The sequence below is a fragment of the Streptomyces sp. NPDC088147 genome, from assembly GCF_044741565.1.
Lineage (GTDB): Bacteria > Actinomycetota > Actinomycetes > Streptomycetales > Streptomycetaceae > Streptomyces.
The window spans coordinates 998,764-1,011,970 of the sequence record NZ_JBIUSY010000001.1 but is presented as its reverse complement, the minus strand read 5'-3'; the positions used below and the strand labels follow the sequence as shown (position 1 = coordinate 1,011,970).

General features: G+C 71.9%; 12 protein-coding genes and 1 pseudogene. 8 read left to right on the top strand and 5 right to left on the bottom strand.

The window, feature by feature from the left end:
- Positions 1–9 precede the first annotated feature (9 nt).
- Together ACIOGX_RS03585 and ACIOGX_RS03580 are read left to right on the top strand one after the other, a co-directional pair.
- A complete protein-coding gene (locus ACIOGX_RS03585; protein WP_356518638.1) occupies positions 10–384 on the top strand; it encodes a BlaI/MecI/CopY family transcriptional regulator in 375 nt (124 codons plus the stop codon).
- Positions 381–1,334: a M48 family metalloprotease gene (locus ACIOGX_RS03580; RefSeq protein WP_356518639.1), complete on the top strand. Its 954-nt coding sequence runs from the start codon at positions 381–383 to the stop codon at positions 1,332–1,334. The genes ACIOGX_RS03585 and ACIOGX_RS03580 overlap by 4 nt, the downstream gene beginning before the upstream one ends.
- A gap of 272 nt (positions 1,335–1,606) precedes the next feature.
- Here the strand turns inward: ACIOGX_RS03580 and ACIOGX_RS03575 are convergent.
- A pseudogene (locus tag ACIOGX_RS03575) lies at positions 1,607–2,008 on the bottom strand (hypothetical protein); the annotation flags it as partial.
- A 353-nt stretch (positions 2,009–2,361) separates the two neighbouring features.
- Here ACIOGX_RS03575 and ACIOGX_RS03570 point away from each other — a divergent pair.
- Together ACIOGX_RS03570 and ACIOGX_RS03565 are read left to right on the top strand one after the other, a co-directional pair.
- Positions 2,362–3,273, top strand: coding sequence for an SRPBCC family protein (locus tag ACIOGX_RS03570; RefSeq protein WP_356518640.1), 912 nt, complete (start codon positions 2,362–2,364; stop codon positions 3,271–3,273).
- Positions 3,274–3,498: 225 nt separating this feature from the next.
- Complete coding sequence (locus ACIOGX_RS03565; RefSeq protein WP_401909936.1) at positions 3,499–4,671, top strand: acyltransferase family protein; 1,173 nt, start codon at positions 3,499–3,501, stop codon at positions 4,669–4,671.
- Positions 4,672–4,755: 84 nt separating this feature from the next.
- Here ACIOGX_RS03565 and ACIOGX_RS03560 read toward each other — a convergent pair whose 3' ends face one another.
- Positions 4,756–5,211 carry a tellurite resistance TerB family protein gene (locus ACIOGX_RS03560; RefSeq protein WP_129767762.1) on the bottom strand — a complete coding sequence of 152 codons (456 nt, stop codon included), beginning with the start codon at positions 5,209–5,211 and terminating at the stop codon, positions 4,756–4,758.
- 180 nt (positions 5,212–5,391) lie between these two features.
- On the opposite strand from ACIOGX_RS03560, the gene ACIOGX_RS03555 reads away from it, so the two are divergent.
- Positions 5,392–6,132, top strand: a complete 741-nt coding sequence (locus ACIOGX_RS03555) for a dienelactone hydrolase family protein (RefSeq protein ID WP_356518642.1) — start codon at positions 5,392–5,394, stop codon at positions 6,130–6,132.
- 24 nt (positions 6,133–6,156) lie between these two features.
- On the opposite strand, the gene ACIOGX_RS03550 is transcribed toward ACIOGX_RS03555, so the two are convergent.
- A complete protein-coding gene (locus ACIOGX_RS03550) occupies positions 6,157–7,047 on the bottom strand; it encodes a UbiA family prenyltransferase (protein WP_401909933.1) in 891 nt (296 codons plus the stop codon).
- A gap of 189 nt (positions 7,048–7,236) precedes the next feature.
- Here ACIOGX_RS03550 and ACIOGX_RS03545 point away from each other — a divergent pair, with 189 nt between their 5' ends.
- From ACIOGX_RS03545 to ACIOGX_RS03535, 3 genes are all read left to right on the top strand, one after another.
- On the top strand, positions 7,237–8,289 hold the full coding sequence (locus tag ACIOGX_RS03545; protein WP_356518643.1) for a 3-oxoacyl-[acyl-carrier-protein] synthase III C-terminal domain-containing protein: 1,053 nt from the start codon (positions 7,237–7,239) through the stop codon (positions 8,287–8,289).
- A 99-nt stretch (positions 8,290–8,388) separates the two neighbouring features.
- Positions 8,389–8,913, top strand: a complete 525-nt coding sequence (locus ACIOGX_RS03540; RefSeq protein WP_401909930.1) for an isoprenylcysteine carboxyl methyltransferase family protein — start codon at positions 8,389–8,391, stop codon at positions 8,911–8,913.
- Positions 8,910–9,935, top strand: a complete 1,026-nt coding sequence (locus ACIOGX_RS03535; protein ID WP_401909927.1) for an NAD(P)/FAD-dependent oxidoreductase — start codon at positions 8,910–8,912, stop codon at positions 9,933–9,935. The genes ACIOGX_RS03540 and ACIOGX_RS03535 overlap by 4 nt, the downstream gene beginning before the upstream one ends.
- A gap of 67 nt (positions 9,936–10,002) precedes the next feature.
- Here the strand turns inward: ACIOGX_RS03535 and ACIOGX_RS03530 are convergent, their stop codons facing one another.
- Positions 10,003–11,259: a DUF4032 domain-containing protein gene (locus ACIOGX_RS03530; RefSeq protein WP_129767648.1), complete on the bottom strand. Its 1,257-nt coding sequence runs from the start codon at positions 11,257–11,259 to the stop codon at positions 10,003–10,005.
- A 197-nt stretch (positions 11,260–11,456) separates the two neighbouring features.
- On the bottom strand, positions 11,457–13,202 hold the full coding sequence (locus ACIOGX_RS03525) for a TIGR03767 family metallophosphoesterase (protein WP_401909924.1): 1,746 nt from the start codon (positions 13,200–13,202) through the stop codon (positions 11,457–11,459).
- Positions 13,203–13,207 lie beyond the last annotated feature (5 nt).

Sequence of the window (13,207 nt, the reverse complement as noted above, 5' to 3'; positions counted from 1 at the left end):
AGCGTTCCCATGGGTGACGACGGCGCGGAACGGCGGCCGGCTGGGGAGCTGGAAGCCGGTGTGCTCGCGGCGCTGTGGGCGGCCGAGGAGCCGCTCACACCCGGACGTGTCCAGGAGGCGCTCGGTGGATCGCTCGCCCGCACCACCGTCACCACGATTCTGTCGCGGCTGTACGAGAAGGGCAGTGTCACGCGCATCCGTTCGGGGCGCGGCTACGCGTACTCCCCGACCGAGGACGCCCCCGGGCTGACCGCCCGCCGTATGCACTCCGAGCTGGCGAAGGACGAGGACCGGAGCGCGGTGCTCGCCCGCTTCGTCTCCCAGCTCAACGACGAGGACGAGCGGCTGCTGCGCTCGCTGCTGGACGACGGCGGGGCCGGATGACCTACCTCGTACTGATCCCGCTCCTGATGCCCTTCCTCGCGGCGCCCGCCGCCCGCCGGGTCGCCGCGGCCCTCCCGCCGCGCCGCGCGGCCCTGCTGCTCACCGCCGCCGCGCTGGTCCTGGCCGTCAGCGCTTCCGCGGCCCTGGCGCTGCTGGTCGTACCGGGCGCGTCGTATCTCCCCGCCGTCGCCGTCCTCGGTGAACTCGCCGAGCCGCTGGCGGCCGGACCACCCCCGGTGACCATCGCGCTCGCGCTCGTCGCCGGGGCTCTGCTGGTCCGGCGTGCGGCGGCGCTCACCGCCGCCGCGCGGCGCGACCGGGCGGAGCTGCGCCGGGCCAGGGCCCTCACGGGCGGTACGGACGGCGAACTGGCGGTGGTACGGGACGACCGCCCCGACGCGTACGCGCTGCCCGGCCGCCCCGGCCGGATCGTCGTCACCACCGGCATGCTGCGCGCCCTGGAACCGGCCGAGCGCGAGGCGCTGTTCGCCCATGAACGCGCCCATCTGCGCGGCCGTCACCATGTCCTGCTCGCGGCGGCGGAACTGGCCGCGCTCTGCCACCCCGCCCTGCGCTCACTGCGCGAACCGCTCGGCTACGCGCTGGAGCGCGCCGCGGACGAGGCCGCCGCCGCGGCCGTCGGTGACCGGCGTCTCGCCGCCCGCGCGATCGGGCGCGCCGCGCTGGCCGCCCGCGGTGCGCCGGGCCGGCCGGGGTCGGTCAGGCCCAGGACCGTGCTCGCGGCGACCGCGGGCCCGGTGCCGCGCCGTGTCGCCGCGCTGCTGGGTACCGGGCCGAGCGGCCGGCCCGCGCTCGGGCCCCGGACCCGCCGTCTCGTCGCGGGCGCGCTGCTGATGTGCCTGACGCTGTCCGGCGTCTCGGCCGTGGCGGCGGCGAACGACCTGCACACCCATATCGAGATCGCGCAGGGAGAGGGTCCCGGGCGCTGACCGGCGGCGCCGTGCCGATAACCCGGGATTCCCCGTTCCCCCCGTCGCCCGTTCTCCGTTCCCCGTTCCCCGTTCCTCTGTCATTCGTTCGTCATTCGGCCGTCATTCATCGTTCACCGGTATATCCGGCCGAACTCCAAGGTGTCCCCGAAGGAATCATCACCCCCGGTCCTCCGGCCCTGACCGCCGCCGTGTCTTCGGTACTCGTGGGCGGATCCGGGTGCCGAAGCGACCAGTGGACGGTCCCGGTGAAGCGGCTCCGGCAGTACTTCCGGTGTGATCAGAGGCGGCAGCGCGCGGTCCATCCGCAGCGCGTCCACCGATTCCGCCAGTAACTCGTATTCCGTGGTGTCGTCGCGGGTGGCGACACGGATGAGACGCCCGGCCGCCAAGTGCTCGGCGACCATGTCCTGATGGGCCGTATCGTCCCGCCAGGTCCGGAGCGTCGTCGGTACGTCCGGCACGCCACGCCCCACCGGAGTGAGTGCGGCGGCCGGAAAATGGTCGTTTTCGGGGCTGGGATCGAGCCGTTCCGCGATCCAGGTCGCACGATCCCGCAACCACCACAGTGCAAGTGCCAGAGTGGGGGCGCGATATGTTCCCAGCGGAACGCCGATACGCTGTCCACCGCAGATTCCGTACGCGGTGACATGGCACAGGAATTCGTCATGCACGGCCGCTCTCCTTGCGCCGTTCTGTGCAGCCTGATGGCCTGGGCCGCAGTGCTTTGCGGTGACGTTGCGCGGGTACTTTCGGGTGCCGTGGCGGAGCGATTTCCCGGGGGAGTGGAAAGCGGCTCCGGAATGCCCGAACTTCCAACTATGAAGCCTTTACTGACGTCCTGTCACGACGCGGATCCGGCCAGATCCGGAGCGTAATCGCCGCCCTGTATAGCGGAAATTTCATGACACCGCGCCGCGCTGGAGCGTCCCTTGCCATGGGGTCGTATGCCAGCATCTGCGGGTACTGCGCGACGCCGGTCTCGTCGGGGGCCGGCAGGTCTCGACGCGATGGAGGACGACCCCTCATGAACACGAACCCGCACGACGGCACCCCCTACGACCACACCTGGCACGACATCTCGCAGGACGACACGCTGACGACCGCCGCCGACGGCCGGACCGCCCTGCGGATGGAGCGCAGGCTTCCGCACCCTCCCGGGAAGGTCTGGGCCGCGCTCACCGAACCCGCCGCTCTCGCCCAGTGGTTCCCCTCCGAGGTGACCGTCGACCTCACCCCCGGTGGCGCGATGGGTTTCCACTTCCCCGGCGTCAGCGGACCGGGCATGACCGGCACCGTCACGGATGTCGACGAGCCCCGCCTCTTCGCGTTCACCTGGGGTACCGACCATCTGAGCTGGTCCGTCGCGCCCGACGGAGAGGGCTCGCTGCTCACGCTCGTGCACACCTTCGATGATCTCGCGGGCGCGGCGAGCTTCGCCTCCGGCTGGCACCTCTGTATCGCCGCGCTCGCCCAGCTGCTCGCCGGGGGTCCGGTCACCGTGGGCCGTGACACGGGTGAGCTGCACGAGACGTACGTACGGCGGTTCGGTCTCGGCCGTGGCACCGCCGAGCCGGCCGGGGGCGACGCCGCCGGCCCGCGGATCCGGCTGGAACGTCAGCTGGTACGGCCGGCCGCGACCGTCTGGGACGTCCTGTCGGCGGGCATCGAGCCGGTGGCGGGCCTGCCCGTCCCCGTCGGGTTCACCGCCGAGAACGTTCCGGCGGGCCATGTCACGGAGGTCAGGGCGCCGAAGTCGCTCACCTATACCTGGCAGCCCGAGGGGTCGGTCACCTGGGAACTGGGACAGGGGACCGGTCACGGGGCCCGGCTGGTGCTGACCCAGACCGGCCCCGAGGGAGCCGACGCGGACGCGGTCCTGGCCGCCTGGCGGACACGGATCGACCAGCTCGCGGCGGACCTCCTCAAGGCCCAGTGAGTCCGGCCCGGAGGTGGGCCCTCACGCCGTCCGGGGGGATGTGGCCGGAAGGAGGCCGTGTGGCGAGTGTGTGACGGCTCGGTAGGGGCCTCCGGATCCGCGCCACCCAGGTGGAGAGCCGGCGGGAGCCCTGGTTAGGGTGCCTTGAATGTTCGCCCCACGTTTTCCCCTCACATTTTCTGTAAGAGGTGTGTTCACCGATCCGGGTTCCCTCTGGGAGGCTCTGTGACGCAGCTCACCGATCAGTCGGTACGGGCCACGGCGACCGCGAAACCGGCGGAAGCCGCGGCGGCCGGGCCGGCCGCGCCACCGGCCAAGAAGCGGGACGCGTTCTTCGACAACGCCAAGTTCCTGGCGATCGTGCTGGTCGCGATGGGACACGCGTGGGAGCCGCTGCGGGACGGCAGCCGGGCGGTCTCGGCGCTCTACATCGTCGTCTACGCCTTCCATATGCCGGCATTCATCATTATCTCGGGCTATTTCTCCCGGAATTTCGACTTCCGGCCCGACCGGGTGCGCCGGCTGATCACCGGCATCGCCGTGCCGTACATCGTGTTCGAGGTCGCCTACAGCCTCTTCCACCGGTGGGCCGCGGACGATCCGGCCATGGAGATCACCCTGCTCGACCCCTGGTATCTGACCTGGTTCCTGCTCGCCCTCTTCGTCTGGCGGATGACGGCGCCGATCTGGCGTCTGGTGCGGTGGCCCGTCCCGGTCGCGCTGGGGATCGCCATGCTCGCCTCGCTCTCCCCGGACATCGGCGACGACCTCGATCTCCAGCGGGTGCTCCAGTTCCTGCCGTTCTTCGTGCTCGGCCTGCGGCTCAAGCCCGAGCACTTCCAGCTGGTCCGCCGCAAGGAAGTACGCCTTCTGGCCGTTCCGGTCTTCGCCGCCACGGTGGTCTTCGCGTACTGGGCCGTCACCCGCATGAACATGGCGTGGTTCTTCCACCGCGACAGCGCGCAGGAACTGGGCGCGCCCTGGTGGAGCGGCATCCTGATGACGCTCGCCCTCTTCGGCTGCTCCCTCGTACTGACCGCGTGCTTCTTCGCCTGGGTCCCCGGCCGCCGCATGTGGTTCACGCTGCTGGGAGCCGGCACGCTCTGCGGCTATCTGCTGCACGGATTCCTCGCCCAGAGCGCGAGCACCTGGGACTGGTACGACGCCGACTGGCTGCACCGGCCCATCGGCCCGGTCTTCGTCACCGTCCTCGCGGGCGTGGTCGTCACGCTGCTCTGCACGCCCCCGGTCCAGCGGCTCTTCCGCTTCGCGCTGGAGCCTGACATGGCCTGGGCGTTCAGAACCGATCCGGCTTCCAGAACCGATCCGGCTTCCACGACCGATCCGGCTCCCAGGACCGGCTCAGCCGCCAGGACCGGTTCCGCCGAGCGGCGCTGAACGAACTGAGTCCAGGAGAAGGAGAGACGACGCGGGCGGTGGCCGACGGCCACCGCCCCGTGCGTATCCGGCCGGACGGTCCGCTCAGAGGTCGAACTCGTGCGGCGGCAGGTCGAGCGCGAAGCAGGCTTCGCGGACCACGGCCTGTTCCGTCTTGTCGAAGTCGCCGTCGGCGCCGCCGATGACGATGCCGATCTGGATGACGGCCCGTGCCTCGTCGGGCTTCTTCCTGGCCTTGCCCACCTCCTGGAGGACGCCCACCTTCCCGAACGCGAAGTCGGCGGTCAGCTGGTTGAGATAGCCGTCGAAGCGGCGCTGGAGGTCGTCCGCGGGGAAGTTCCGCAGTACCTCATTGGTGGCGATCAACGAGGCGACCCGCTGGCGTTCGGCGGGGTCGACGGAGCCGTCGGCCGCGGCGACCAGAGCGCACATCGCCATGCTCGCGTCGCGGAACGAGCCGCTCTTGAGGTCGTTCTTCTTCGCCATGAGCTGCGTCTGCATCGTCGCGGCGGATTCCTTGAACCGGTCCCACAGGGCCATTTCCGTCATCTCTCCTCAGGTGTCACACAGAGCCACTCCGACAACGCGCGAGACCGGCGCAGCGTGCCCGTCGTGTGTACCCGGGTGCGGCCCGGAGAGGCGCGCGCCCTCCGCGCTCCCGCGTTTCATACGATCTCGATGTCGTTCCGTCACCGCACTCCAGAGCTGGGAGCACCTGCCATGGCCACCGAGCCGACCGACTCCAACGACTCCACCGCGCCCACCGAATCCACCCTTCAGAACGTCTCGTTCCCGAGCGCGGGAACGACCGCGTACGGATATCTCGCCGTACCGCCCGCCGGACACGGCCCCGGCGTCATCGTCATCCAGGAATGGTGGGGCCTGACCGCCCACATCAAGGACATCGCCGACCGCCTCGCACGGGCGGGCTTCGTCGCCCTCGCCCCGGATCTGTACGGCGGCCGGGTCGCCCATGACTCCGGCGAGGCGCTGCGCATGATGGGCGACCTGCCCACCGAGCGGGGTGTCGACCTGCTCTCCGGAGCCGTCGACTACCTGCTCGCGCGGCCCGAGACGGACGGCGAGACGATCGGCACGGTCGGCTTCTGCATGGGCGGCGGATTCGTGCTCAGTCTCGCCGCGAAGGACCAGCGGGTCTCCGCGGCCGTGCCGTTCTACGGTGTCAATCGGGACGGTGTCCCCGACTTCTCGAACCTCAAGGCCGAGATCCTCGGCCACTACGGCGGGGACGACGACACCGTTCCGCCGTCGAGCCTCGAGGAACTGCGTACCGCGATCGAGTCCCAGTCCGGGATCGTTCCGGTCATCCATCTCTACCCGGGGGCGGGCCACGCCTTCTTCAACGACGGCCGTCCCGAGGCGTATCACGCCACCTCCGCCGCGCTCGCCTGGGAGCGCACGATCACCTTCCTCCGCGAGCGGCTCGGCGTCTCCGGCTGACGCCGTACCCCGGCGGGCCCCGGGTCAGCCGAGCGCGGCCCCCCGCCACAGCAGCAGCGCGACATCGACACCCGCGACCACGATCGCCGCGAGGAACGGCACCTTGGGGCGGCGGCGGCCCAGCAGCGAGCCGCCGACCGCCGTGATCAGCGCCACGGCGACGGCGACCGCACCGACCACGCCCGCTCCGCCGAGCGCGAGAAGGACCGTCGCCGCCACCAGCGGGGCCGGCAGGAGCAGCCGCACGGCGGCCGGCCCCAGCCGCTGCGGCCAGCCCCGTACCCCCAGCGCGAGATCCGCCTCGATGTCCGGCAGCACATTGCCCAGATGCGCCCCGACCCCCACCAGCGCCGCGGCGGTGACGATCCACCAGGCCGGCCGGGGCTGCCCCGGCAGACCGAGCGTCACGAAGGCGGGCAGGGAAGCGAACCCGATCGCGTACGGCAGCCACGACAGCACCGTCGACTTCAGCCGGACGTTGTACAGCCAGGCCGCGGCCACCCCCACGAGATGCACCACGCCCGCGAGCGCGCCGTACGCCAGCGACAGCGGAACGCACAGAACCAGCGCCGTCACGGCCGCGGCCCGTACGGTACGCGCGCCGACGGCCCCGTCCACCACGGGCTTCGCGCGGCGTCCGGCCGCGGTGTCCCGCGCCGCGTCGACGGCGTCATTGCTCCAGCCGACCGACAACTGCCCCGTCAGAACGGCGGCGGTCACCAGCAGACAGCCGGGCACGTCCTGCCCGGCGGCCACCGCGAGCCCCGCGACCAGCAGCGTCACCGCGGCCGTGGGACCCGGATGGCACGCGCCCAGCAACGCGCCCAGCAGCCGCGCCACCCGGCGCGGCCACCCGGCCGGAGCCTCGCCGAGTGGTGTACGGACGATGCTCCCCGGCTGGTCGATGGCGTCCACGAGTCCATCGTAAGCAGCACCGCCGACAGCGGTCGGTCCGTCACGCCCGCGCCTCGTCCCGGCCGGACCGCCCGTCACGGCGCGGTCGTACAACCGGTCCTGAGGGGCCGTACAGGCGACTTCGTGTGTGGCACGACCGGTCGGGGGCAGGGATGGCACATCAGCCGCCCCTCCGACCCCGGACCGCAGATGACTCGCATCGCAGCCGTCCACGGAGCCCTGGCTCCGCATCGGTATCACCAGCACGAGATCACGGACATGGTCGCCAAGACCTGTCTGCCCGCGGGTGCCGACCGGCAGGTACTCGACCGGCTGCACCGCGGCGCGCGCGTGGACACGCGCCACACGGCCCTCCCCCTCGACCAGTACGACGGCCTCAAGGACTTCGGGGCGGTGAACGACGCCTTCATCGCCGGAGCCGTGCCGCTGGGGGTCGAGACGGTCGGCCGGGCGCTGGACGAGGCGGGGCTCTCCCCCCGCGATGTCGATCTGCTGATGTTCACCTCGGTGACGGGCATCGCCGCGCCGTCCGTGGACGCGCGCCTCGTCGGACGGCTCGGACTGCGCTCCGACGTGAAGAGGGTGCCGGTCTTCGGGCTCGGCTGTGTGGCGGGAGCGGCCGGCATCGCCCGGCTCCACGACTATCTGCTCGGACGTCCCGACGAGGTGGCCGTCCTCCTCTCGGTCGAGCTGTGCTCGCTCACCTTCCAGCGTGACGACGTCTCGTCCGCCAATCTCGTCGCGACCGCGCTCTTCGGGGACGGCGCCGCGGCCGTCGTCGCCTGCGGCCCCGGGCGCCGGGCCGGCGGCCCCGTCGTCGTCGACACGCGCAGCCGGCTCTACCCGGACACCGAGCAGGCGATGGGCTGGGACATCACGGGCTCCGGGTTCCGTATCGTCCTGGACGCGAGCGTTCCGGATCTGGTCCGCAAGAACCTCGCCGCGGATGTCGACGGATTCCTCGCCGCCAACGGACTGGCGCGCGAGGACATCACCGCGTGGGTGTGCCACCCCGGCGGGCCGAAGGTGCTGGAAGCCGTCGAAGAGGTCCTGCGACTGCCCGCCGACGCCCTCGACATGACCTGGCGTTCGCTGGCGGCGGTCGGGAATCTGTCGTCCTCCTCCGTACTGCATGTGCTGCGCGACACGCTCGCCGAGCGCCCGCCACCGCCCGGTACCCACGGGCTGCTGCTGGCGATGGGGCCCGGGTTCTGCTCCGAGCTCGTGCTGCTCCGCTGGTAGGGCGGCGGCGTCGGCGGCGAGACACAGAGGAGAGGAGACAGAGGAACAGAGAAGAAGAGACAGCGGTACAGGGGAGAAGAGACAGAGGGACGGGGAGACATGATCTGGTACACCGCGCTGGTACTGGCCGTGGGCGCGGAGCGCGTCGCCGAACTCGTCGTCGCCCGGCGCAACACCCGCTGGAGTCTGGCGCGCGGGGCCGTCGAGCGGGGGCGGGGGCACTACCCGCCGATGGTCGCGCTGCACACCCTGCTGCTGCTCGGCTGTCTCGCGGAAGTGTGGCTGGCCGACCGGCCGTTCGACCCGGCGCTCGGCTGGCCGATGGCCGCCGTCGTGCTGGCCGCGCAGGCGCTGCGCTGGTGGTGCATCCGTACGCTCGGCCCGCGCTGGAACACCCGGGTACTGGTCGTGCCGGGACTTCCGCTGGTGACCGGCGGCCCGTACCGGCTGCTGCGGCACCCCAACTATGTGGCGGTGGCGGCGGAAGGCATCGCGCTGCCGCTCGTCCATGGCGCCTGGATCACCGCGCTGCTGTTCACCGTGTTCAACGCGGTGCTGCTGACGATCCGGATACGGTGCGAGAACCGCGCGCTGGATTCGGCCGCCGCCGGCGCCCGGCCATGATCGATCTGCTGGTGGTGGGCGGCGGACCCGCCGGTCTCGCCACCGCCGTGCACGCCGCGCTGGCCGGGCTGGAGACGGTCGTGATCGAACCCCGTTCCACCCCCGTCGACAAGGCGTGCGGCGAAGGCGTGATGCCGAGCGGCGTACGCGCGCTGTCCGCCCTCGGCCTCGGCCCGCTCCCGGGCCATCCGCTGCGCGGCATCCGCTACGTCCGCGGCGCCCACCGGGCCGAGGCCCCGTTCGACGACGGACCCGGGCTCGGGGTGCGGCGTACGGAACTCCACGCCGCGCTGGCACGACGGGCCGCGGAGGCCGGTGTCAGGACCGTGACCGGCCGGGTCGGCGCGGTGGAGCAGACCGCGGACTCCGTGACCGCGGGCGGACTGCGGGCGCGCTGGCTGGTCGCCGCCGACGGGCTGCGCTCACCCGTACGCCGCCGCCTCGGTCTGGACGTCCCCGACCGGCGGCCCCGGCGGTACGGGCAGCGGCGGCACTACCGCATGAAGCCCTGGACGGACTTCGTCGAGGTCCACTGGTCGTCGTCGGGGCGGGCGGGAGAGGCGTATGTGACACCCGTGGCGGACGACCTGGTCGGGGTGGCCGTACTGACCACGGTGAAGGGCGGTTACGACGACCATCTGGCCCGCTTCCCCCGGCTGCTCCCGCTGCTGGACGGTGAGCCGGTCGGCGCCGTGCGCGGCGCGGGCCCTCTGCGCCAGCGGGTACGCCGCCGCAGCGCGGGCCGGGTGCTGCTCGTCGGCGACGCGGCCGGGTATGTCGACGCCCTCACCGGCGAGGGCATCGCGCTCGCGCTGGCCTCGGCGGAGGCGGCCGTCCGGTGTCTGCGGGCGGGCCGGCCGCAGGAGTACGAGCGGCGGTGGCGCGCGCTGTCCCGGCGCCACCGGATGCTGACGGAGGGGCTGCTGAGGGTCAGCGGCCACGCGGCGGGAGCCCGGCTGATCGTCCCGGCGGCGGCCCGGATGCCGTCGGTCTTCGCGGCGGCGGTACGCGCCCTCCAGTGAGCGGGCACACGGCACCCGGGTCCGGAGCGCCGTCGGGAGGCCGGCTCCCGAGGGCCGCGTCCCGGGGTCAGGGCGAGAGACCGCCCGTCGTCTCCGCCCCCGGAGGCGTCATCGCGTTCACCGAGTGCGGCAGTACGTTCACGAGGTAGTCCGCGATCGTCGCCTCCAGACCGACATCGCGCCCCGCCGCCTCCGACAGATACCAGCGGTGCTCCAGCACCTCGTGGTAGATCTGCGCCGCGTCCATCTCGCCGCGCGCCTCCAGCGGTACGGCCCGTACGGTCGGCCGGAAGACATCGCGGACCCAGCGGTGCGCGAGGACCTCGGGCCGCGCCCCCAGGGGATCGCCGGGCGCGTAGTCCTCCTCGCCGGCCATCCAGCTCTCCAGGTCGTTCAGCAGCCGGCGCGCCTGGTTCTCCTCGGCGTCCAGGCCGGTCAGACGCAGCAGCTGCCGCTGATGATGGCCCGCGTCCACGACCTTCGGCAGGAAGGTGACGGTGTCGCCCACCGGGGAGCGCTCGATCTGCATCTCCGCGACATCGAAGCCCAGATCGTTGAGCCGGCGGATCCGGCGGTCGATGTAGTGCCGCTTGTCCACCGGATACACGGACTCGCGCGTCACCTCGTGCCAGAGATCCTCGTACCGCTGGACGATCGCCGCGCCGAAGGGCACCGGGTCGACGGAAGGGTGCAGCGCCCCCGACGCCTCCAGGTCCATCAGTTCCCCGGCGATGTTCACCCGCGCCAGCTCGATGTCGTAATCGCGCTGTCCCCGGCTCAGGTTCTGCTGGATCTGTCCTGTCTCCGCGTCCACCAGATACGCGGCGTACGCGCCCGCGTCCCGCCGGAAGAGCGCGTTGGACAGCGAGCAGTCGCCCCAGGCGAACCCGGCGAGATGCAGTCGTACGAGCAGCACGGCCAGCGCGTCCATCAGCCGCTTCACGGTGGTCGGCCGCATCGTCGACTCGAACATCGAGCGATAGGGCAGCGATCCCTTGAGATGGCGTGTGATCAGCGCCGGTTCCAGGGGTGCCCCGTCCGCGTCCACACGCCCGGTCACCACCGCGACCGGGTCCACGGCCGGGATCCCGAGGCGGTGCAGATCGCGGAGCAGACCGAACTCGCGGACCGCCCCGCGCTCCGATATCTCCTTGACCGCCACGACCTCGGGCCCCGCCGAGGCGAAGCGCACCACATGGCGCGAGATACCGCGCGGGAGCGCGACCAGGCACTCGTCGGGCCACTGGTCGAGCGGAGTGGTCCACGGCAGATCCAGCAGCACGGCCGGCTGCTCCGGATTGGTCGCGCTGATCTGCAGCGGCATCGTGCCTCCCACGGCGGTCGTCGGGCGGGCACCGGATCCGGAACCGCCCCGGACAGTGTGCCGGGTCCGGTGGCCGCGGTCGGAGGCAGGACCGGGGTGGATGGCTGTGCGTCCCTTCCTGGGCGGTGTCGTCCCCCGGGCGGCGTCAGCGGCCGGGGCTGTCGGCGGAGGTGCCGAAGGTGCTGTCGGCGGGGGTGTCAGCGGCTCAGCAGCAGCTCGGTGTTGCGGTCCGTGGACTTGCCCGACGGGGCGGTGGTCGACCCCGGGGCGTTGTGCGACAGCTCGCGGTACAGGGCGGCGAGACCGGTCTGCGAGAGGTCCTCGAAGTCGGTCCTGTGCGGCGCCGCCGACTCGATCAGCGTGGTGAACAGCGAGAGCGTGCCGTCCCCGTTGTCGGTGATCTCGATGACCCGGGCGAGCTGCGGGAAGTCGATGTGCGAGGCGGTGGAGATCTCCCAGAAGCTGCCGTGCGGAAGGATCGAGTTGCGGTGGCTGTGGCCATTGACCCAGGCCAGCACATTGCGGTTCCGCTTGAGCAGCGCCAGGACCTCGTCGCCGTTGTGCCGGGCCTCGCCGGGGTGGGCGGGGTCGGGGTGGGTGTTGGTCATCGTCCAGCTGTTGTGATGGCTGAAGATGACGACGTATCCGTCCCGGTGCTCCGCGAGCTTGCGCTTCAGCCAGGTGAGCTGGGCGGTGTTGAGCGAACCGGTGTAGTGGCCGCCCCGGTCGGTGGTGTCGAGGCTGATCCCGGTGACGTTCTCGCCCATCGGGAACGTGTAGTAGAGCGTGTCGTCGTCCAGATTGGCCGCGGTGTAGCCATGGCCGGCCGGACCGGCGCCCGCCCGCTCCGGGTCGAGGTGCGCGGTCAGATGCTCACGGGGACCGAACGGCGCCCGGCGCGGATCCGCGGTGATGGACCGCATCGCGCGCTTCGAGCGGCGCAGCAGGTCGATCAGCTTCTCGCCGTGGGGGTCCCCGCCCTTCGAGAGGAGCTTCAGCAGCTGCTTGGCCTCGGCGTCGGGGATGCCGTACAGCTTCTTCGCACCGACGGCGAACTCGGCGAGGAAGCCGGACGGGTCGGCCATCGCCCCGCTGGCCAGACCGTCGTGATTGCCGACGGTCGAGTACCACGGGATACGCAGCCCCGGGCTGTTCACGGACCGGATCGCGGCGTCGAGGAACCCGTCGATACGGGGGTAGCCGAGCCGCTTGTCGGTGTCGCGACGGGAGTCCTCCGGGTGCCAGAACAGCCGCTCGTCGGAGTTCTGCACCCCTTCGTAACGCTGGAGGTCACCGGTGTTGGGGGAGATACGGCCACCGCTCATCACCGTGAGGAACCAGTCCAGTTCCGCCCGGGAGTTGTTGTCGGTGTTGTCGCCCGTCGTCACGGCGAAGGAGAGCGGCGCCCCGGTCGCGGGGCCGGCCTTCAGCGCGTTGATCTGCTCGATCAGGGCCACCGCCCCGGGGACGGTGAGCGCCTCCTGGGGCCGCCATCCCGAGAGCTGCTGCGAGCGCAGATACTCGGTGCGCACCGGGTGCTGGACATCCACCAGATGCAGATCGGTGAGCTGGACGAAGGAGCTGAGTACGGTGCGCCGCTGGGCGCGGCCGGGCCGCGGGGCCGCGAGCGTCTCGCGGACGACCCTGCGCCAGCCGGGACCGTCGCCGAGCCGCCGGAAGGCCGCGGCGCTGTCACGGGGAGCGGCCACCGTCTCCAGCGTCGTACGGGCGGGGACGGTACGGATGGGCGTGGCCGGGGCGGCGGGGCCGCGGGGGGCGGGGACGGAGGGTGCGGCGGTCACTCCGGGCGCGGCGGCCGCTTCCCCGGGACCGCCGCCCGCGCCGAGCGCCAGCCCGATCCCGGCGGAGACGCCGACCGCTCCGGTGGCGGTGAGAAAGGAGCGGCGGTCGACGGCGGTGACTGCGGAGCGTATGCGTGTCATTCTGC